Origin of the sequence: Nocardia sp. bgisy134 (genome assembly GCF_965341865.1) — a bacterium.
Classification (GTDB): domain Bacteria; phylum Actinomycetota; class Actinomycetes; order Mycobacteriales; family Mycobacteriaceae; genus Nocardia.
Map to the genome: position 1 here is coordinate 23,946 of NZ_CBDQZP010000017.1, position 20,787 is coordinate 44,732.

The 20,787-nt window shown below is 69.7% G+C and carries 18 protein-coding genes; 11 read left to right on the top strand and 7 right to left on the bottom strand.

The window, feature by feature from the left end; genetic code table 11:
• Positions 1 to 34 precede the first annotated feature (34 nt).
• The 6 genes from ACRWNM_RS26705 (at position 35) to ACRWNM_RS26730 (ending at position 4,658) form a co-directional block, all read left to right on the top strand.
• Positions 35 to 814 carry an MBL fold metallo-hydrolase gene (locus ACRWNM_RS26705; RefSeq protein ID WP_431970851.1) on the top strand — a complete coding sequence of 260 codons (780 nt, stop codon included), beginning with the start codon at positions 35 to 37 and terminating at the stop codon, positions 812 to 814.
• Between the two features lie 128 nt (positions 815 to 942).
• Positions 943 to 1,431 carry a gamma-glutamylcyclotransferase family protein gene (locus ACRWNM_RS26710; protein WP_431970852.1) on the top strand — a complete coding sequence of 163 codons (489 nt, stop codon included), beginning with the start codon at positions 943 to 945 and terminating at the stop codon, positions 1,429 to 1,431.
• Positions 1,432 to 1,454: 23 nt separating this feature from the next.
• Positions 1,455 to 2,045 (top strand): TetR family transcriptional regulator C-terminal domain-containing protein, encoded by a 591-nt coding sequence (locus ACRWNM_RS26715; RefSeq protein ID WP_431970853.1) that lies wholly within the window; start codon positions 1,455 to 1,457, stop codon positions 2,043 to 2,045.
• Between the two features lie 76 nt (positions 2,046 to 2,121).
• Positions 2,122 to 2,859, top strand: a complete 738-nt coding sequence (locus ACRWNM_RS26720; protein WP_431970854.1) for an SDR family NAD(P)-dependent oxidoreductase — start codon at positions 2,122 to 2,124, stop codon at positions 2,857 to 2,859.
• Positions 2,859 to 3,062, top strand: a complete 204-nt coding sequence (locus ACRWNM_RS26725; RefSeq protein ID WP_431970855.1) for a tautomerase family protein — start codon at positions 2,859 to 2,861, stop codon at positions 3,060 to 3,062. The genes ACRWNM_RS26720 and ACRWNM_RS26725 overlap by 1 nt, the downstream gene beginning before the upstream one ends.
• A gap of 201 nt (positions 3,063 to 3,263) precedes the next feature.
• On the top strand, positions 3,264 to 4,658 hold the full coding sequence (locus ACRWNM_RS26730) for a cation:proton antiporter (RefSeq protein ID WP_431970856.1): 1,395 nt from the start codon (positions 3,264 to 3,266) through the stop codon (positions 4,656 to 4,658).
• Between the two features lie 120 nt (positions 4,659 to 4,778).
• Here ACRWNM_RS26730 and speD read toward each other — a convergent pair whose 3' ends face one another.
• From speD to ACRWNM_RS26750, 4 genes are all read right to left on the bottom strand, one after another.
• Complete coding sequence (speD, locus tag ACRWNM_RS26735; RefSeq protein WP_431970857.1) at positions 4,779 to 5,987, bottom strand: adenosylmethionine decarboxylase; 1,209 nt, start codon at positions 5,985 to 5,987, stop codon at positions 4,779 to 4,781.
• Between the two features lie 8 nt (positions 5,988 to 5,995).
• Positions 5,996 to 7,108, bottom strand: a complete 1,113-nt coding sequence (locus ACRWNM_RS26740; protein WP_431970858.1) for a type III PLP-dependent enzyme — start codon at positions 7,106 to 7,108, stop codon at positions 5,996 to 5,998.
• 97 nt (positions 7,109 to 7,205) lie between these two features.
• Complete coding sequence (locus ACRWNM_RS26745) at positions 7,206 to 9,704, bottom strand: DEAD/DEAH box helicase (protein WP_431970859.1); 2,499 nt, start codon at positions 9,702 to 9,704, stop codon at positions 7,206 to 7,208.
• A 65-nt stretch (positions 9,705 to 9,769) separates the two neighbouring features.
• Complete coding sequence (locus ACRWNM_RS26750; protein ID WP_431970860.1) at positions 9,770 to 10,702, bottom strand: PAC2 family protein; 933 nt, start codon at positions 10,700 to 10,702, stop codon at positions 9,770 to 9,772.
• 297 nt (positions 10,703 to 10,999) lie between these two features.
• Between ACRWNM_RS26750 and ACRWNM_RS26755 the strand changes: the two genes are divergently transcribed.
• Both ACRWNM_RS26755 and ACRWNM_RS26760 read left to right on the top strand, forming a co-directional pair.
• Positions 11,000 to 11,707: a DUF5642 family protein gene (locus ACRWNM_RS26755; protein ID WP_431970861.1), complete on the top strand. Its 708-nt coding sequence runs from the start codon at positions 11,000 to 11,002 to the stop codon at positions 11,705 to 11,707.
• 262 nt (positions 11,708 to 11,969) lie between these two features.
• Entirely contained in the window at positions 11,970 to 13,322 is a 1,353-nt protein-coding gene (locus tag ACRWNM_RS26760; protein ID WP_431970862.1) for a DUF4192 domain-containing protein, read from the top strand.
• A 50-nt stretch (positions 13,323 to 13,372) separates the two neighbouring features.
• On the opposite strand, the gene galE is transcribed toward ACRWNM_RS26760, so the two are convergent.
• Positions 13,373 to 14,353 carry a UDP-glucose 4-epimerase GalE gene (gene galE / locus ACRWNM_RS26765; protein ID WP_431970863.1) on the bottom strand — a complete coding sequence of 327 codons (981 nt, stop codon included), beginning with the start codon at positions 14,351 to 14,353 and terminating at the stop codon, positions 13,373 to 13,375.
• Between the two features lie 3 nt (positions 14,354 to 14,356).
• A complete protein-coding gene (locus ACRWNM_RS26770) occupies positions 14,357 to 15,046 on the bottom strand; it encodes an iron dependent repressor, metal binding and dimerization domain protein (RefSeq protein ID WP_431970864.1) in 690 nt (229 codons plus the stop codon).
• 185 nt (positions 15,047 to 15,231) lie between these two features.
• On the opposite strand from ACRWNM_RS26770, the gene ACRWNM_RS26775 reads away from it, so the two are divergent.
• From ACRWNM_RS26775 to ACRWNM_RS26785, 3 genes are all read left to right on the top strand, one after another.
• Entirely contained in the window at positions 15,232 to 16,497 is a 1,266-nt protein-coding gene (locus tag ACRWNM_RS26775; RefSeq protein ID WP_431970865.1) for an acetoin utilization protein AcuC, read from the top strand.
• Complete coding sequence (locus ACRWNM_RS26780; RefSeq protein WP_431970866.1) at positions 16,490 to 19,177, top strand: GNAT family N-acetyltransferase; 2,688 nt, start codon at positions 16,490 to 16,492, stop codon at positions 19,175 to 19,177. Before ACRWNM_RS26775 ends, ACRWNM_RS26780 begins: the two co-directional genes overlap by 8 nt.
• A gap of 107 nt (positions 19,178 to 19,284) precedes the next feature.
• Positions 19,285 to 19,590 carry a DUF4333 domain-containing protein gene (locus ACRWNM_RS26785; RefSeq protein ID WP_431970867.1) on the top strand — a complete coding sequence of 102 codons (306 nt, stop codon included), beginning with the start codon at positions 19,285 to 19,287 and terminating at the stop codon, positions 19,588 to 19,590.
• A gap of 135 nt (positions 19,591 to 19,725) precedes the next feature.
• Here ACRWNM_RS26785 and ACRWNM_RS26790 read toward each other — a convergent pair whose 3' ends face one another.
• On the bottom strand, positions 19,726 to 20,694 hold the full coding sequence (locus ACRWNM_RS26790; RefSeq protein ID WP_357400583.1) for a sigma-70 family RNA polymerase sigma factor: 969 nt from the start codon (positions 20,692 to 20,694) through the stop codon (positions 19,726 to 19,728).
• Positions 20,695 to 20,787 lie beyond the last annotated feature (93 nt).

The window sequence follows — 20,787 nt, forward strand, 5'->3', positions numbered from 1 at the left end:
GACCGCCAGGCGTGGTGGCTGAGACGCTCGGCGGGTGCGGATTCACCACCTGAACTGCGGGTCGATGACGTTGGGCATGGTCGACCACTGCCTGTTGATCGAGACGGACACCGGGCTGGTCCTGGTCGACACCGGCTATGGCCTGGAGTGCGTGCGGGATCCCGGGCGGATGATGGGGCCCGCGCGATTCTCGTTGGGCGCCAAGCTGCTCGAACGGGAGACGGCCGTCCGGCAGATCCAGGCGCTCGGCTACGACCCGGCCGACGTCCGCGATATCGTGCTCACCCACCTGGATCTGGACCACGCGGGCGGGCTGGCCGACTTCCCGGACGCGACGGTGCATGTGCACGGCCCGGAACTGCGCGCGGCGACCTCCGCGAAGGGCTTGTTCGACAAGTTGCGCTACCAGCCCGCTCAGTGGGCGCACCGGCCGAAGTGGCTGACCAACGAGATCGACGGCGGCGCAGAGTGGTTCGGCTTCCGCGCGGTCCGCGACCTGCCCGGCCTGCCGCCGGAGATTCTCGTCGTCCCCCTGTACGGCCACACCGAGGGGCACGTGGGCGTGGCGGTCGACACCGGCGACGGCTGGTTGCTGCACGCGGGCGACGCCTTCTACGTCGGCAGCGAGGTCGATCCGGTGCACCCGCGGACCCCGTTGATCTGGCAGCTCCTGGAGCTGCGTTCACTGGGGTCGAGCGACTTCCGGGAGAACCGCGAACGGCTCCTCGAACTCAATCGGGCGCACGGCGGCGAGATCACCGTCTTCTCGTCGCACGATGCCGAGGCCTTCGCCCGGCTCGCTGGGCGGGGCTGACGCCGGTCCGTCCCTGTCGTGGAGCCGGGTCCTCGCCGCCGCCGACGATGCGGCACAGTTGGTGGGGACGGCGGAGAGGAGCTGTGGTGGACGGTGTCGGTGGTCATCCGGCTGGACGCTTAGCGCGGGTGTCCGTGTCCGAGCACGCGCTCTTCGTCTACGGCACCTTGCAGTTTCCCGAGGTCTTGCGCGAGCTGCTCGGCCGGTGCCCCGACCTGTCACCCGCCGAGTTGACCGGATGGCGCGCGGCCGCGCTGCCCGGCCGGGTGTATCCGGGCTTGGTACCGGATGGGCGAGCGACGGTGCGCGGCGTGCTGCTCTTCGGCTTGAGCGCGGGGGAGTGGGCGGTGCTGGACGCCTTCGAGGACGACGAATACGACTTGCGCCCAGTGGATTTCGGTGCAGAACGGGTCGACGACCTGCTGCGCCCCCACCCGGAGAGTTCCGAGGGCTGCGCGTTTGTCGCGTCATGCGCGGTGTGGACGTACGTGTGGACCGCCGAGGCGACCTCGGTGGAGTGGCGGGCCGAGGCGTTCGCCGCCGAGCACTTGAGCGCGTTCACCCTGCGGTGCGCGGGCTGGCGACGGTCGCTCGACCCGACGGGTTGCGATTCCTAGACGACCGGTCGTATATTTCTCGCATGGCACGACCGCGACGCAGTGACGACACCCGTCAGCTCCTGGTGGAGGAGGGCGCCGCGGGATTCCTGGCCAACGGCTATCACGGCACCGGCATCAAGCAGGTGCTCGACGCGGTCGGCGTGCCGAAAGGCTCGTTCTACAACTACTTCGACAGCAAGGAGAGCTTCGGGCAGGCGGTCATCGACTACCACTCCCGCTGCATCCAGCGGAATCTCGCCGAAGCGCTCGGGCCCGCACCGGATCCGGTGACCGGACTGCGGGCGTTCTTCGCCAGGCAGATGGGCGAGTTCGTCGAATCCGATTACACCGGTGGGTGTTTGATCGCCAACCTGGGCGGCGAGCTGGAGGGCAGCGAGACGCTGCGCGAATCGCTGTCCGGCGCGTTCCGCACGTGGCGCGACGGTGTGGCCGAGGCGCTGCACGAGGCGCAGGAACTCGGCCTGGTGCGCGGCGACATCGAGGCCGAGGAACTCGCCGACCTGCTGGTCGAGTCGTGGGAGGGGTCGGTCATCCGGATGAAGGTCGATCGCTCGCTGGAACCGCTGCACAAGTGTCTGCGGCGCCTCCTGGACGACTATTTCCGCCCCTGAACTCCGCTGCCCGCTTCGGCGGGCCGCTTCGTACCCATTCCAAGACGACCGGTCGTATCAAAAGAAGGGAAACAACATGTCAGCGAAAACGGTCATCGTGACCGGATCCTCCAGCGGGATCGGTCGCGATGTCGCCAGGGCGCTGGTCGCCCGCGGCGACAACGTGGTGATCAACGGGCGCGATCCGGACAAGCTCGCCGCCGTCGCCGCCGAGCTCGGCGCCCCCGAAAGGGTCGGCAAGGTGGTCGGCGACATCGGCTCCGCTGCAACGGGTTCCGCGCTGGTGCGGGCCGCGGTCGAGCGGTTCGGCCGGGTGGACGTACTGGTGAACAACGCCGGGATCTTCGGCGCCAAGCCGTTCGTCGACGTCACCGAAGCGGAGCTGGACAGCTACCTGAACGGCAACCTCAAGGGCACCTACTTCACCACCCAGGCGGTGGTGCGCAGGATGCGAGAGCAAGGCGGCGGCGGGAGCATCGTGAACATCGGCACCGTGCTGATCAACCACGCGCTCGCCGGGTTGCCCGCGTCCGCCGCGCTGGTCAGCAAGGGCGGCGTGCACGCGCTCACCACGAGCCTGGCGGCCGAACTCGCCGCCGAGGGCATTCGGGTGAACCTCGTCGCGCCGGGCATCATTCGCACCCCGTTGCACGGCGACGGCGACGAAAAAGCCTCGGGCCGTTTGGCTTTGCTCAACCGTATCGGCGAGGTCACCGAAACCACCGCGGCCGTCCTCTATCTGGCGGACGCCGAATTCACCACAGGTCACATCTTCCCCGTCGACGGCGGGTTCATCTCCGGGAGGGCAGCGTAATGCCGTACGTCAACATCAAGGTCACCGACGAAGGCGTCACCGTCGAGCAGAAGACTCAGCTCATCAAGGGCGTCACCGACCTGCTGCGGGATGTGCTCGGCAAGGATCCGGCGAGCACGTTCGTGGTGATCGACGAAGTGGCGCTGACCGATTGGGGCGTCGGCGGGATGAACGTGGCGGACTGGCGCGCACGGAATTCCTGAGCGCGGGCGCCCGGCGCGCGTGTGGTCGGACCGCGGTTCCGGCCACACGCCGCCGGGCGTCGGCGTATCCCGGTGTGCCGGAGGAAAGCGGCGGCACGGTGAGCGGATCAGGCACAGAATAGGACACTGAGTTGCGTTCCGGAGGGGCTCCGCGATCTCTCAGTGTCAGTGCACAATCCAGCTCGACGGAGGGGAGCTGCGATGCCATCGCTTTTGCAAATCACCACCCATTTCTTTCTTCAGGTCGCGGTCATCCTGGCGACCTACCGCCTGCTCTGGCCGGTGTTCCGTCGGTTGGGTCAGGTACAGGTGGTGGCCATCATGGTCGCCGGATTCGTTCTCGGACCGTCGATTCTGGGCCTGATCTGGCCCTCGGCGCAGGAATGGCTGTTCCCGGCCAAGCTCGCGGTGGGAGGCGCGAGCATCACGCACCCGAACCTGACCGCGATCTACGTCGTCGGCCAGCTCGGCCTGGTGCTCTACATGTTCCTGGTCGGCGCTTCGTTCAAGCTGGACATTCTGTCCTCGCATCTGCGCAAGGCGGGCGCCACCTCGACCGCGGGCGTGGCCGTGCCGCTGGCGCTCGGCGGCGCGCTCGGCTGGTGGATGGTCGGCGCGGGCGGATATTTCACCGACAAGGTGGAGCCTTGGCAGGGCGGGCTTTTCGTGGCGGCGGCCGTCGCCATCACCGCGTTCCCGATGCTGGCATGGATCATCTACGACTCGGGTCTGCTGAACACGCGCCTCGGCACCATGTCGCTGGCCTGCGCCGCCGTCGACGACGCGTGCGCGTGGGTCCTGCTGGCCACCGTCGTCGCCACCACCAAGGACAGCATGAACGGCGCGCTGCTCGCTATCGGCGGCGGACTGGCCTACCTGCTGTTCATGGTGTTCGTCGCGCGGCGCTTCCTGGCCAAGCTCGAGACCTGGCAGCCCAAGCGCGGCGACACCGAGCGCGCGGGCGGGCTGCCGATCGCGCAACTGTCGATCGTGCTGCTGGTGGTGCTGCTGGCCAGCTGGTTCACCGACTGGTGCGGGATCTACTCGGTATTCGGCGCGTTCGTCGCGGGCGCTGTGATGCCGCGCGGCAAGCTGCTCGACGCCATCCGGGAGCGTTTCGAGCCGCTGGTGGCCTACCTGCTGCTGCCCGCGTTCTTCATCTACTCCGGCCTCAACACCCAGCTCAGCCTGATCTTCGAGCCGGAGGTCCTGCTCGTCGCGGCCATCGTGCTGATCGTCTCGTTCGCGGGCAAGTTCGGCGCGGTCGGGCTCGCGGCGCGCTGGCAGGGCATGAGCAGGCGCGAGGCCGCCTCGATGGGCGCGCTGGCCAATGCCCGCGGGCTGATGGAGCTGATTCTGTTGAACATCGGCCTGAGCGCGGGGCTGATCAGCGGCGAGCTCTACACGATCCTGGCGCTGATGACGATCATCACCACGTTCGTGGCGACGCCGGTGCAGCGGATCTTCGAGCGCGGCGCGTGGAAGGCGGGTCTGGTCTTCGGACCGGACGGTGAGCAGCCGAAACCGGAGACGGCGGGCAAGGAGCCGGGCGGTGAGCCGGAGCGCTCCGGCGATCCCGCACCCGTCACCACCTGAGCGCCGGCACCGTTTCGGTACTCGCCCGGCTGACCGCCGAGCGCGGAAAAGACGAATCGCACCGGCGCCGAGGAAGTCGAAAATCCTTGGCGCCGATGCGATTCGGCGTATTTCGGGAGCCTAGTGCTCCGCGCGCAGCGCGTGCGGCTCGATGGCGCCGCGCACCAGCGCGCGACCGTCGATGGTCTCCGCGCGGTAGGGCAGGGTGGCCAAGCGGTCGACCATGCCGGGCACCGGATCCCCGATCGAGTCGACCAGACCGAACAGGAACGACCACTCGTGCTCGTCGCTGCCGTAGTGCACGACCGTGCCGAACTGCTCGTGGAAACGCTTCCAGGACCGCTCGAGGGTCTCGTTGCGCCACATCGTCGCGCAACCGGCTTGCGCGCTGAGCACGCCGCCCGGGGCGAGCAGCGCTCGACATCGGGACAGGAACTCCGACTCGTAGAGCCGGTTGTGCTGCGCGTCCTCGACCCGCTCGTCGGGCAGATCGATCACGATGACGTCGTAGCGAGTGCCCGCCTGCTGGGCGTTGGCCAGGAAGTCCCAGCCGTCGGCGTAGTGCACCGTGACCGGGCCCTCGCCCGCGACCGCCGCGGCGAGCTCCTCGGTGGTGTAGCCGTAGGGCAGGTGCTCGGCGCACAGCTCGACCTCGAGCTGGTCGATGTCGACATGGTCGACGTGGGTGGCACCCGCGGCCACCGACATCTGGCTCGCGACGCCCTCGCCGGAGCCGATGATCAGCACTTTGTCCAGCTTCTCGGCCAGCACGAAGGCGGGCACCATCATCGCCTCGTGGTAGGTCAGCTGGGAGAATTCGGTCGACTGGCGGTCGTCGTCGGAGAACAGGCTGATGCCCTGTTCGGTGCGCGCGATGACCATGTGCTGGAACGGAGTATGGGTGTCGACGATCACATCGTGCAGATCCCAGATCCGGGTCAGGCCCGCGCCGACCGGCTCCTCGATCTTCTGCGCGCCGTGCCCGCGCTGAATGACCTTCATGCGAACGTCTTTGGGGGACAGCTTATCCCGCAGCATCTCGACGGCCTTCGTCGCGCCCGCGCCGATGCTGCCGCAGGTGAAGACGTCGACGAAGATGTCGCCGGACTCCGGATAAGTGTGAATCGAGGCGTGGGACTCCGACAACAGCGCGAGGACGGTCACCCCCTGCGGATCGAACTTCTTGTGAACGACATCGCAGATGGTGACGCCCGCCGCGATCAGAGACTCACGCAACGCCGATTCGAGTCGTTCGAGATCGTCGCAGAGATCTGCGTCGACACCACCGAACTCGGCCAGCACGTGCCAGCCGGTGAATTCCGCCGTCATAGGCAAACTCACTCTCGCTCAGCGCCCGAGACATGAACGGTCAAGGGCGGAAAACCATTGAAGGACACCGACGAATAGCTCGCGGTATAGGCGCCGGTGTCGAGGATCGTGACGCGATCACCGGCTCGCAACGTGGTCGGCAGAAGGACCCGTGTGCGTTGATACAGTACATCGTCGCCGTCGCAGGTTGGACCGGCGACCACCGCCTCGTCGACGGGGTCTCCGTCGCGTTCGGTGACGAACCGGTAGGCGATGTACTCGTTCTCCGTCTCGGCCATTCCGCTGTAACGGCCGATGTCGAGATACACCCAGCGCCGTCCGTCCGGCGCGATTCGAACGCCGACGACCTCGGCGTGAATGGTGCCCGCGTTGCCGACCAGCGCGCGACCGGGCTCGACGACCAGTCCGGCAGTCTCGGGCAGGAATTCGGCGGCCGCGGCGTTGACGACCGCGGCGATCTCGCCGAGCGCGGGGGCGGCCTCGGCGTAGGAGATCGGCAGCCCACCGCCGATGTTCACCGAGGTGATGTGAATGTCCTTGGCGGCCAACGCTTCCGCGATCTCACCGGCTTGCTGGATGCCGATCCGCCACGCCGCGGGATCCAGTTGCTGAGAGCCGACGTGGAAGTAGGGCCCGGCCACGACCAGCCCGAGATCGCGGGCGCGCACCAGCAGCCGCAGCGCCTCGGCGGGCGCGCAGCCGAACTTGGTGCCGAACGGGGTGCGCGACTCCGGGGCCGAGGCCAGGAACCGGCACTCGACCTCCGAACCGGGGGCGTGCTCGACGATGCGCAGCAGATCGTCCTCGGTGTCGAAGGCGAAGCGGCGCACCCCCGCGGCGTAGGCGCGGGCGATGTCGGCGGCCTTCTTGATGGGGTTGCCGTAGCAGAGTTTGTCCGGCGCCACCCCGAGGCCGAGGCACAGGTCGATCTCGCCGATGCTCGCCACGTCGAATTCCGCGCCCTCGGCATCGAGCAGAGTGATCAGCTCCGGCACCGGGCTTGCCTTCACCGCGAAGCGAATGCGGGCCTTGTCCCCTCGGACGGCGACAGCGGCGTCGAGCGCACGGTAATTTTCGCGAACTCGCTCGGAGTGGATGACAAGGTACGGAGATTCGGGCATAGTTGATCTTTCGCGTGGGCAGCAGCGGAGAGAGTATCAGCGGCCCCTACCCAGATACGAATCCGTCGAAACCCGTATCCGAGCTGGGGCGGCGGCCCTACCCTTCGGACACCGTGACCTCGTCGAACACCACCTCGCCCGCGGCGTCGGACTCGGCGAGATCGACCACCGCCTCGATGGCCCAGCCGTGGTCGCCCGCGGGGTCGTCGAGGATCTGGCGGACATGCCAGAAACCGGGACGCTGCTCGATCCGGAGCATCTGGGGACCGCGCGCGTCCGGGCCGGTGCCGATGCGCTCGTATTCGGCGAAGTAGGGGGCGAGCTCCTCGGCCCAGTCCGGTCCGGTGCCGAGGTCGGCCAGCGCCTCCCAGCGGCGCAGCGCGGCCAGCTCGACGCGGCGGAACAGGGCATTGCGCACCATGACGCGGAAGGCGCGCTCGTTCGCGGAGATGGGGCGGATGGTCTCCGCGCCGAAGGCCAGCTGCTCGGCGTCGCTCTCCGCGCCGGGACCGGTGAGCTGCTCCCATTCGTCGAGGAGGCTCGAATCCACCTGCCGGACAAGTTCGCCCAGCCACTCGGTGAGGTCGTCGAGTTCCTCGGTGCGTGCCGCGTCGGGCACGGTGCGGCGCAGCGCGCGGTAGGCGTCGGCCAGGTAGCGCAGCACCACGCCCTCCGAGCGGGCCAGCTCGTAGTGCGAGATGAGCTCGGCGAACGTCATCGAGCGTTCGATCATGTCGCGCACGACGGACTTGGGGGAGGGCGCGAACTCCGAGACCCACGGATGTCCGGCGCGGTAGGTCTCGTAGGCGGGCTCGATCAGCTCGGCCAGCGGCTTGGGCCAGGTCACCTCCTCGAGCAGTTCCATGCGCTCGTCGTACTCGATGCCATCGGCCTTCATCTCGGCGACGGCCTCGCCGCGCGCCTTGTGCTGCTGAGCCATCAGCAGCTGGCGCGGATCCTCGAGGGTGGACTCGATGAGCGAGACCACATCGAGGGTGTAGCCGGGGGAGTCGCGATCCAGCAGGTCGAGCGCGGCCAACGCGAAGGGCGAGAGCGGCTGGTCCAGGGCGAAATCGCGTTGCAGGTCGACGGTCAGGCGGGCGTAGCGGCCGGTGGCGTCGGGCTCGGGCAGCTGCTGGACCACCCCGGCGTCGCGCAGCGCGCGGTAGAGGCGGATCGCGCGCAGGATGTGTCTGCGCTGCGCCGGACGCGGCTCGTGGTTGTCCTCGAGCAGATGCCGCATGGCGTGAAAACAGTTGCCCGGCCGCGCGATCACGTTGAGCAGCATCGCGTTGGTGACGGCGAAGCGGGACACCATCGGCTCCGGCTGGGCGGCGACCAATCGGTCGAAGGTCTCCTCGCTCCAGGACACGAAGCCCTCCGGCGGTTTGCGGCGCTGGACCTTGCGTTGCTTCTTGGGATCGTCGCCGGCCTTGGCGAGCAGCCGGGCGTTCTCCACCTCGTGTTCGGGGGCCTGCACCACGACGGTGCCCATGGTGTCGAAGCCCGCGCGTCCGGCCCGCCCCGCGATCTGGTGGAACTCGCGGGCCTTGAGCCTGCGGGTGCGCACGCCGTCGAACTTGGTCAGTCCGGTCAGCAGCACGGTGCGGATCGGGACGTTGATGCCGACGCCGAGAGTGTCGGTGCCGCACACCACTTTCAGCAGCCCGTCCTGCGCCAGCCGCTCCACCAGCCTGCGGTATTTCGGCAGCATGCCCGCGTGGTGCACGCCGATGCCGTGCCGGATCAACCGCGACAGCGTTTTGCCGAAGCCCGCCGCGAAGCGGAAGTCGCCGATCGCCGCCGCGATGGCGTCCTTCTCCGCGCGGGTGGCGAAGTTCACGCTGGTCAGCGCCTGCGCCCGCTCCAGTGCCGCGGCCTGGGTGAAATGCACCACGTAGACCGGGGCCTGATGGGTGGTGACCAGCTCCTCCAGCGTCTCGGTGATCGGCGTGCGCACATACGAAAAGGTCAGCGGCACCGGTCGTTCGGAGCCCGCCACGATCGCGGTGCCGCGGCCGGTGCGCCGCTCCAGGTCGCGGGCGAAGAAGTCGACCTCGCCCAGGGTCGCCGACATCAGCAGGAACTGCGCGCGCGGCAGCTCGAGCAGCGGCACCTGCCAGGCCCAGCCGCGGTCCGGATCGGCGTAGAAGTGGAACTCGTCCATGACCACCTGGCCGACGTCGGCGTCCGCGCCCTCGCGCAGCGCCAGGTTGGCCAGGATCTCGGCGGTGGCGCAGATGATCGGGGCGTCGGGGTTCACCGCGGCGTCGCCGGTGACCATGCCGACCTTGTCGGCGCCGAACACCTCGCACAGGGCGAAGAACTTCTCGCTGACCAGCGCCTTGATGGGGGCGGTGTAGTAGGTGCGCTGGCCCCGGGTCAGTGCGAACAGATGCGCGCCGACCGCCACCAGGGATTTACCGGAGCCGGTGGGCGTGGCCAGGATGACGTGGGATCCGGACGCCAGCTCCAGCAGCGCCTCGTCCTGCGCGGGATACAGCGGCGTGCCCTGCTCGGCGGCCCACATGCCGAACGACTCGTAGAGCGCGTCGGCGTCGGTTCCTGGAATGTCGAGCAGTTCGGTCAGATCCACTCCGACCAGCTTAGGGCAGGCGTTGTCGGGGCCGTCACCGCGATCGGGCCACCGCGCCGCGCCCGTCAGATGTTGTCGCCGTCGTAACCGCCCTGTTCGGCGAGGAAACGCTCGAACTCGGCACCCAGTTCGTCACCGCTGGGCAGCTCGCCGTCGCCCGCCAGCAGGCTGGACTGGCGTTCCTGGGAGGTGACGAAGCTGTCGTACTGGCGCTCCAGCGCGTTCACCACCGTCTCGACCTCGGAGTTGCCCGCGATGTGCTCGTTGACCTGCTCGCGGACCCGCGCGGCGGCCTCGCCGAGCGCGGCGAGCGGCAGCTCCAGGCCCGCGTTCTCGGCGACGTTCTCCAGCAGCGTCTGCGCGGCCTCCGGGTAGGCGGTCTGCGCGAGATAGTGCGGCACGTGCACCGAGAAACCGACCGACTCGTGGCCGTGCTGGGCCATCCGGAACTCCAGCAGCGAGGACGCGCTGCCCGGCACCTGCAACTCGCCCGGCCAGCGCTGGTGATCGGAGATCAGGTCGCGATTCGAGGAGTGCGCGGTGACGCCGAGCGGGCGGGTGTGCGGGATGGCCATCGGAATGGCGCTCAGGCCGATGCTGCGGCGCACGCCGAGCTGTTCGGCCAGCAGCCGCACCGCGGTGGTGAACTTCTCCCAGCGCAGATCCGGCTCCAGACCGGAGAGCAACAGGAACGGGGTGCCCGCGGTGTCGCGGAGCGCCCACAGGTTCAGCTCGGGGTCGGCGTAATCGGCGAAATGATCGGTCTTGAACGTCATCAGCGGACGGCGCGAGCGGTAGTCGAGCAATTCGTCCACGTCGAACGAGGCGACCAGTTCGCTTTCCAGGCTCTCGCGCAGGTGCGTCGTGGCCAAGCGGACAGCGTGCCCGGCGTCGGTGAAGCCTTCCAGTCCGTGTACGAGCACCGGACCCGCGCCGTCGGCCGACGACAACTGCGGAGCGGGGAACTCCAGCTCGTACATTCGCGACTCGTAGTCCATCGCGTACTCCTTCCTGCGCGGTCCACCGCGGCCGCCGATCCTGGGCAGCACGGCGGGGAACCCATGTCCATTGTCCCCCATGGCGATGACACGTACCGCGCACGGTGCGGACACCGACCCATAGAACGAGCCAACAGCGCCCGAACCCCAGGCATTCCCGCCCGGATCGATACCGGTATTCCCTCGTCGCGGCGGGTTACACCGGCACAGCGTTTCGCCCGATGTGCCACTGGCCGGGGCGGGGTCGTCGGCGTGGCGGCGTGGAAGCGGAAACTCGCGTTTGGCACAGTGGGCCGGGTGACTGTGCCGGTGTGGACGGGACGTACGCGCGTGCTGAGCGCCTGCGCGCCTGTCGTGTGTGCGCTGGTTCTCGCGGGCTGCGGATCGACCGTCGCCGGGAGCCCGGTCGCGGTCGGGCCGACGACCGTCCGGCACATCGGCGCGGAACTGACGACGATGCTGCCCGACCCCGCGCAGTTCCCCGCGAGCTACCCGGCGGTGGTGCTACCACCGGAGGCGGCGGCCCAGGCGGCGGGCGATCTGAACGGCGTGACCCGCGGCGCGACCGTGCGGCCGGACGGGTGCGCGCCCACCGAACAGCAGTTCGGCCCCGATCACACCGCCATCGCGGTCGGCACCGACGAGGTCTCCCGCGGGACGCTGACCGTGGAACTCACCCGGACCCGGCAGCCGCTGTCCACACTGCGCGACCAGGTCCGGCGGTGCGGTGAGGTACGGGTCTCCCGCGCGGGCGCGACCACGACCGTGTCGACCGAGCTGACCCCGGCGCCGCCCATCGATGCCGACGACACGCTGGCGCTGCGCCGCACCGTCGCCCCCGACGTCGGCGGCCCCGGCCTGACGCAGAACATGCGGACTCTGATCGGGCAGGTGGGTGATGTGCGAATCGCGGTGACCTACATGACGTTCAGCGAGGCGGTCGCGGACAGCGCGGCGCTGGACGAGCTGTTCACGACATCCGTGCGGAAGGTGCGCGAGGCCTGAGGATCGGCCCGCGCGGCGGGACTGTCCTCCGGGGCGAAATCGTCGGTTCCGCACGGTGATTCGTGTCGTCCAGGGCGAAATGACGGGTGCTCGCGCCGGTGCGGGCACGGGCATCGGCCCGGTACTCGCGGGGTACGACATCGCGCACCGCCGGACGTCTGCCTCGCCCCGATTCGTCCACAGCGCGGCCGTTATCCACAGGGGCATCGTTCGCGCAGGTCGGGCGGTCGGCGGCGGTCCGGACGACGCGCAGGATGGCGGCATGACGACTCCAGCGAACCCGCCCCGCGACGCAGGGGCCCGGCGCGGCGGCGAGAGCCGCGAACCGGCTTGCCCGCCCGGACGGCAGCACAGCGACTCAGCGCGCACCGACCGGCGGCCGGAAGGTCTACGGCCGCGGTTGTGCCAACGTCCCTCGTTCGTCGGCTCACGGAACCGCAGGACGGGCGAGGAGGACGATCCAGGGGCAGGTGTGCTGTGCGGACAGCCCTCGCCGCTGTATCGCGGCGGGTACTCGGCGCGCCCGCTGCGGGTCGACGATCCCGGCGAACTGATCGCCGCCGTGCCCGCGATGGTCGGTTTCTATCCGTCTCGCTCACTCGTCGTCGCGGTGCTCGGTCCCGCCGAGCCCGGCGCCAGCCCGGCCATCGCGGCGGTGCTGCGGTTCGATCTGGCGCCGGAGGGCGGCCGTCGTGGTCTCGCCGCGTCGTTCGCGGCGCTGATCGGACAGATCTGCGCCGCGGAGCGCGCGACCGAGGTGCTGGCGGTGATCGTCGACGACCGAGCCGGTCGGCCCGCGCGCAAGGCGCGGCGTGCCGCGCGGTCCGGCGCCGCCGGGCGGGCGTTGATCGCCGCACTGGCCGACCGGCTCGGTTCCAGCGGCATCCGGATCGGCGGCGCGTGGGCGGTGGCCGCGATCGAGGAAGGGCGGCCGTGGTGGAGCCTGCTCGACCGGTCCGGCGGCGGCACGGTGCCGGATCCGAGCGCGTCCACGGTGGCGCTGGCGCACGTGCTGGACGGGCGGCCGATCCTGCGTTCCCGCGCGGAGCTCACCGACCGTGTGGCCGTCGACGCGGCGCTGTGCGCCGAGGTCGGCGCCCAGCTCGACAGCGCGGTCGCGGTGGCCAGGGACCGGTTCGCCAGGGCGATACGGCACGACGAGCTGACCGGATACCGCAGGCGGTCGCTGGAACACGTGCTGTGGCAGGTCGCCAACATCGAATCCGGCGCCGTGCTAGCCGCGCCGGAGATCGCGGAAATCGTTGCCGCCCTGCGTGATCGGGTGGTCCGCGACGCGATGTTCGCGCTGGCCGCCGGTGACCACGCGGCCGCCGCCGAACGGCTCTGGCTGACCCTCGCCCGCGGTTGCTCCGGGTCGGATCGCGCGGAGTTCGCGGCCCTGCTCGGCTACAGCGCCTATCTGCGTGGCGATGGACCGTTCGCGGGCATCGCGCTGGAGGCGGCGTTGGACGCCGACCCGTCCAACGCGATGGCGACCCTGTTGGAGACCGCGCTGTGCGCGGGCATGCGCCCTGAACAGCTGCGCAGGCTCGCTCGCAGCGGTTACGCCACCGCCGCGTGGCTCGGCGTCGACCTCGGACCGATGATCCGATGAGGTGGGGCCGGGATGATCCGACGCGGCGGGGCGGACGGTGCGGCGCGCGGCTACGGTGCGCTATGCGCGCGCGAACCCAGCGAGCGCAGGAACTCCCAAGCGTCGGCGACGATCTCGTCGAGATCGTTGTGTTCGGGCCGCCAGCCGAGTTCGGCGATCGCCCGCTCGCTGGAGGCGATCAGCGTGGCCGGGTCGCCGGGGCGGCGCGGCGCGTCCTGGGCGGCGATGGGCAGGCCGGTGACCCGCTCGCATGCCGAGATCACCTCGCGCACCGAGAATCCCGCGCCGCTGCCGAGGTTGTAGACACGATGCACGCCCGCTTCGGCCGAGCGCAGCGCCAGCAGGTGGGCCTCGGCGAGATCACGGATGTGGATGTAGTCGCGTACCGCTGTGCCGTCGGGAGTCGGCCAGTCGGTGCCGAAGACGGAGATGGCCTTGCGATGGCCGAGTGCGACCTGCAGGACGAGCGGGATGAGATGCGTTTCCACCATGCGGTTTTCACCGAGGCCGCCGTAGGCGCCCGCGACGTTGAAGTACCGCAGGCTGGTCGCGGCCAGGCCGTGGGCGATCGCGTAGGAGGTGATCGCGTGGTCGATGGCGAGCTTCGACGCGCCGTAAGGGTTGGTCGGCCGGGTCTGCGCGTCCTCGGTGATCGGCACCTGCTCGGGTTCGCCGTACACCGCGGCGGTCGAGGAGAACACCAGGCGCGGCGTGCCGGTCAGCCGCATGGCCTCCAGCAGCTCCAGCGTCTTGACGACATTGCCGTGCCAGTACTTCTCCGGCTGCTGCACCGACTCGCCGACCAGCGATTGGGCCGCGAAATGCAGGACGCCGTCGAAGGTTTCCCCGCGCAGCAGCGCGGGCGCGAGCTCGGCGACATCGCCCTCGACGAAGCGCGCGCCCACGGGGACGCCGTCGGCGTTACCGGTGGACAGATCGTCGACGACGACCACCTCGTGGCCGTCCTCCAGCAGCACCTGTGCGCAGACGCCCCCGACGTAACCCGCACCACCCGTGACCAGAAGTTTCACGGATCAGACCAGCTTCACCTGGACGGCGTGGGCCATTTCGTCCGACAGCTCGAAGCCGCTGTCGTGGCCGGGCACGCTGATGATCACGGATCCCGGCTTGGTCTCGACCGTCACGCGCGCGTCGGGCACCACACCGGCCTCGCGCAGCTGGCCGATCACCTCCGGGTCGGTCTGGATGTGCTCCGCGAGGCGGCGCACGACGACCGCGTGCAGCTGGCCGTGCGGCAGGTCCGAGAGCCGCACCAGGGTCTCGTCGACCGCGGTGGGCGCGGTGATGCCCAGCTCGTCCAAACCGGGGATGGGGTTGCCGTACGGCGAGGTGGTGGGGTGGTTGAGCACCTCGACCAGACGCCGCTCGACGTCCTCGCTCATGACGTGTTCCCAGCGGCACGCCTCGGCGTGCACGTTCTGCCAGTCCAGGCCGATGATGTCGACCAGGAGCCGCTCGGCGAGCCGGTGCTTGCGCATCACCGCGACGGCCATGCTGCGGCCCTTCTCGGTGAGCTCCAGATGGCGATCGCCCGCGACGAGCAGCAGTCCGTCGCGCTCCATACGCGCGACCGTCTGGCTCACGGTCGGGCCGCTCTGCTCGAGGCGCTCGGCGATCCGGGCGCGCAGGGGCACCACGCCCTCCTCCTCGAGGTCGTAGATGGTACGGAGGTACATCTCCGTGGTGTCGACCAGATCCTTCACCTGTTACCCCTTCGTCGGCACGAATTCTACCCACGCACGGCGATAGCACCGTGCGCCGTGTCGGTTCGCGTCCCACCATCGGAACCGTGTCGGCGCACGGCCTGTCGCCGTGTTCGTACTTGCTCTATTTCTACTGCATACAAACGTCCGACGGGGCGCGTAGCTTCCCGCGTACCGTTGCGAGCATGGCCACTGCACCCTCGGCGTCGCCCCACGAGCCAGGGGCGCACCGGAGTTCGGGCACCGTCGTGTGGAGCGATCGCTTCCTCGACTACACCTGGACGCCGGAGCACCCCATGAAACCGGCGCGACTGAAGTTCACCATGGCGCTGGCCCAAAGCCTGGGATTGCTCGACGGTGTCGAGCGGCTCGAGCCCGCGCCCGCCGACCGCGCCGATCTGCTGCGCGTCCACACGGCCGACTACATCGAGGCGGTCGAGCACGCGGTCGCGCCGGCCGACGAGCCCCTCGCCCCGCCTTACGGTCTCGGTTCACCCGACAACCCGGTGTTCCCGCGCATGCACCAGGCGGCCTCGATCATCGTCGGCGGCACGCTCGCCGCGGCGCGCGAGATCGCCGAGGGCCGCACCCGGCGTGCGGTCAGCATCGGCGGCGGCATGCACCACGCGATGGCCTCGACCGCCTCGGGCTTCTGCATCTACAACGATGCGGCCGTGGCGATCTCCTGGCTGCTCGAGCACGGTTTCGACCGGATCGCCTACCTCGACGTCGACGTGCACCATGCCGACGGGGTGCAGCGTGTCTTCTACGCGGACCCCCGGGTGCTGACCGTCTCGATCCATCAGCACCCGGCGACCCTGTGGCCCAATACCGGCTGGCCCGAGGAGACCGGCGTGGGCGCGGCAGACGGCACCGCGATCAACCTCGCGCTGCTACCCGGCACCCGAGACGCCCAGTGGCTGCGAGGTTTCCACGCGGTGGTGCCCGGCGCGGTGGAGGCGTTTCGCCCGCAGATCGTGGTGAGCCAGTGCGGTGTGGACACCCACCGTGAGGACCCCCTCGCCGACATGGAGCTCACCGTGGACGGGCAGCGCGCGGCGTTCCGCGCCATGCGCGATCTCGCCGACCGATACGCGGAGGGACGCTGGCTCGCGGTAGGCGGCGGCGGTTACGGCCTGGTCCGGGTGGTGCCGCGCGCCTGGAGTCACCTGCTGGCGACCGCGCTGGACCGCGACATCGCACCGGAAACCCCGGTGCCGCAGGACTGGATCGATATGGTGCGCGCCGTGGCGCCGAACACGGAGCCGCCGCGCACCATGGGCGACGGGGGCGACATCACATACCGTCCGTGGGACGGGCCCGGCGGGACCGTGGAGACTGGAGACGCGCGCGCCGACCGGGCGCAGCGGGCCGTCGACACGGCCGTATTGGCAACGCGCCGAGCCAGCTTCGGATTGCTCGGCTTGGATCCGGAGGACCCCCGTGACTGAGCAGAACCCCGTCCCGGACTCTCCGTCCACCCCGGCGACGCCGCCCCCGCCGCCGCAGCACTGGTTCGCCGACGTGCTCGCCTCCGACGGCGGGGTGGTGCGGCTGCGGCCGGTGACCTCCGAGGACGGCGACCGGATCCAGGAATTCCACGCCGCGCTCTCCGACCGCACCAGGTACCTGCGGTATTTCGGCCCCTACCCGCGTATCTCGCCCAAGGACCTGTACCGGACCACCCATCTCGACTATCACAACCGGGTCGGGCTGGTCGTGGAACTCGCCGAGCAGATCATCGCGGTGGGCCGCTACGAACTGCTCGACCGCACCGGCCCCCGCTCGGCGGAAGTCGCCTTCGTGGTGGCCGACGAGCACCAGGGCCGCGGACTCGGCTCCATCCTGCTCGAGCACTTGGCGGGCGCCGCGGCGGAGAGCAAGATCGAGACCTTCGTCGCCGAGGTGCTCGCCGAGAACACCGTGATGGTCACCGTGTTCCGGGAGGCGGGCTATCAGGTCGAGCGCAGCAGGGACGGCTCGGTGCTGCACCTGGAGTTCGCCATCGACCCGACCGAAGCCCTGGTGTCCGTGCGGGATTCGCGCGAACGGGCCTCCGAGGCGCGCAGCGTGGGGAACCTGCTCGCGCCCGGTTCGGTCGCGGTGATCGGCGCCACGCCCGCCGCGGGCCGGGTCGGCGGGGTCGTGCTGGCGAACCTGCTGTCGGGCGTGTTCCAGGGGCCGGTGTATCCGGTCAATCCCACCCGCAAATCGGTGCGCGGGGTGCGCGCCTACGCCACCGTGCGCGAGATTCCCGACGAGGTGGACCTGGCGGTGGTCGCGGTGCCCGCCGCGGCGATCGATTCGGTCCTCGACGACTGCATGGCCAAGGGCGTCAAGGGCCTGGTCGTGCTCACCGCCGGGTTCGGCGAGACCGGTCCGGAGGGGCTCGCCGCCGAACGCGATCTGGTGGCGGCCGCCAGGGTGCACGGCATGCGGGTGGTCGGGCCCAGCGCGCTCGGCATCGCGAATACCGATCCGGCGGTCTCACTGAACGCGACACTGGCGTCGGTGCTGCCCGCGCGCGGGCGGATCGGGTTCTTCTGTCAGTCCGGCCCGCTGGGCGCCGCGATTCTCGGCGAGGCCGCCGCGCGAAACCTGGGACTCTCCACCTTCGTCTCGGCGGGTAACCGCGCCGACGTGTCCGGCAACGACCTGCTCCAGTACTGGGACACCGCGCCCGACACCGACGTGATCCTGCTGTACCTGGAGAGTTTCGGTAACCCGCGCAAGTTCTCGCGGATCGCGCGCCGGGTCGCGCGCACCAAACCGATCGTCGCGGTGAGCAGCGGGCGGCAGGCGGGGCGCAGCCAGCCGGCCCGCGACATGGATCGCTCGATCGTGCGGGATCTGTTCGCGCAGGCGGGCATCGTGCAGGTGGACTCGATCTCGGAGTTGTTCGACTGCGCGGCGCTGCTCGGTTATCAGCCGCTGCCCGGCGGGTCGCGGCTGGCGGTGATCAGCAACAGCACCGCGCTGAGCTGGCTGGCCGTCGACGCGGCGCGCGGCGAGGGCCTGGATGTGGCCGAACCGGTGAATCTGGGTCCGCAGGCGACCCCGGGCGCCTACCTGGACGCCGTGGTCGAGGCCCTGCGCGCCACCGAGATCGATTCCGTCATCGTGGTTTTCGCGCCGCCGGTGCCGCTGCCGATGGCCGGGTTCGCCGACGCCATCCGGTCTGCCGCGGCGGCGGTGCCCGAGGCGGACAAGCCGATCGTCACCACCTTCATCGCTGAGCAGGGCATTCCGCACCTGCTCGCGGTGCGTGGCCAGGGCGGGATGGCGCTGCGCGGATCGATTCCGTCGTACCCGGATCCCGAACGGGCGGCGCGGGCGCTGGCCCGGGTCCGCCGCTACGCGGAGTGGCGGGACAAACCCGTGTCGGCGGTGGTGCGACCGGACGGCATCGACACCGAGCGGGCCAGGGGCCTGGTGGCGCGGTGGATGGGTGATTCCGGCGGTCGCTGGCTGACCGATCTGGAGGCCGTCGAGCTGCTGACCTGTTACGGCATCCAGGTGGTCGAGTTCCGTGAGGTGCGCGACGCCGAGCAGGCGGTGGCCGCGGCCGAGGAATTGGGATATCCGGTGGCGGCGAAGGCCACCGGAGAGATGTGGCGGCGCCGGCCGGATCTGTCCGGCGTGCGCCTGGACCTGTGGCGACCGGAGGCGGTGCGCCAGGCTTACACCGACCTGGTGCAGGTCTGCGGCGATCCGGTGCTGCACATCCAGAAGATGGCGACCAAAGGCGTCGGCTGCATCCTGCGCGTCCAGGACGACCCGTCGTTCGGGTCGGTGATCGAGTTCGGCTTGTCCGGCATGATCATCGAAATGCTCGGCGACCGTGCCTACCGCGCGCTCCCGCTGACCAGAGACGAGGCGGCGGCCCTGATAGACGCGCCGCGCGCGGCCCCGTTGCTGTCCGGCACACCGGCCAGCCCGCGGGTCGACAAGGCCGCGCTCGCCGAACTGGCCCAACGTATTTCGGCGCTGTTCGACGACATCCCGGAAATGCGCGAGCTGTCCTTCGATCCGGTGCTGGCCTCGCCGACCTCGGCGGAGATCATCTACGCGCGTGGGCGCATCGGTCCCGAGCCGAGCCGGTTCGACGTAGGCCCGCGGCGGTTGGCGTGAGCGCCGCGCCGCGGCGACCGGCTGCTGCCGGTCGGCGTTAACGGCGCTTGTGCGACACCCGATCTGGTGAAGATCCGAAGGATTCGACCAGAGAGGTTCGTGTCGACATGAAAGCCTTTGCCCTTGCCGGGTTGTTCGTCGCGTTCGTGGCCGCGGGGTGTTCGGTGGAGATCGGTTCGACCACGCCCGAGGTGAAGGAGAGCGAGCTGGAGAAGTCGGTGAAGCAGACGTTGACGGAGGAGGTCGGACAGGCGCCCGACGCGATCGATTGCCCGGGCGATCTGGAGGGCAAGGTCGGCACGACCATGCGCTGCACCTTGACGGCGGGCGGCGACACGCTCGCTCTCACCGTCACGGTGACCTCGGTGGAAGGCGACACGGTCAACTACGACGTCGCCGTCGACCCGGCCTGACCAAGAGTTCGCCGACCGGTTCGCGCGGAACCCGGAGGGGGCGGGTCGCGCGGACACCGGCCGGCGTCTGTGCGGTGACGCGTCGGCCACCAAGTCGGACGCCGGGGCGCCTCGGAAGCACCCGGCGTCGACGGGTCAGCTGGCGTAAGCCCGCAGGCGGTCGGCCCGCTCGCCCTTGCGCAGCTTCGCCATGACCTCACGCTCGATCTGACGCACCCGCTCGCGGGACAGACCGAAGAGCTTGCCGATCTGATCCAGGGTGCGCGGCTGACCGTCGTCGAGGCCGAAGCGCAGGCGGATGACCTGCTGTTCGCGCTCGTCCAGGGTGGCGAGCACGCTACGCACGTCGTGGTGCAGCAGTCCGGCGATCACCGCGGACTCGGCCGAGGTGGCCTCGGAGTCCTCGATGAAATCGCCCAGCGGCGCCTCTTCGTCGTTGCCGACCGGCATGTCCAGGCTCACCGGGTCGCGGCTGTGGTCGAGCAGATCGGAGATCTTGTCGACCGGGATGCCCGACTCGTTGGCCAGCTCTTCGTCGGTGGCTTCGCGGCCCAGCTGCTGGTGCAGCTCACGCTTGATCCTGGCCAGCTTGTTCACCTGCTCGACGAGGTGGACGGGCAGCCGGATGGTGCGGCTCTGATCGGCCATGCCGCGGGTGATCGCCTGACGGATCCACCAGGTGGCGTAGGTGGAGAACTTGAAGCCCTTGGCGTAGTCGAACTTCTCCATGGCCCGGATCAGGCCCAGATTGCCCTCTTGGATGAGGTCGAGCAGCGGCATGCCGCGGCCGGTGTAGCGCTTGGCGAGCGAGACCACGAGGCGAAGGTTGGCTTCGAGCAGGTGCGCCCGTGCGGACTGGCCGTCGCGCACGATGATGGCGAGATCCTTCTTCCGGCCGGCGGAAAGCCGCTTGCCCGTTTCCAGCAGGTGCTGGGCGTAGAGGCCCGCCTCGATGCGCTTGGCCAGCTCGACCTCGTCGGCAGCCGTGAGCAGCGCGGTGCGGCCGATTCCGTTCAGGTACACGCGTACCAAGTCGGCGGCAGGGCTCTGGGCGTCGAGGTCCGATTCGCTGGTGCGCACTCGAGTGGTGGCGGGGCTGGTCATGACTTGCCTCCTGTCGGTGGTGTCTCACTCCGATCAACGGACCCGACAGAGAGAAAGTTCCCCGCTCGTGCCCCGATAAACCGCTTCTGAACT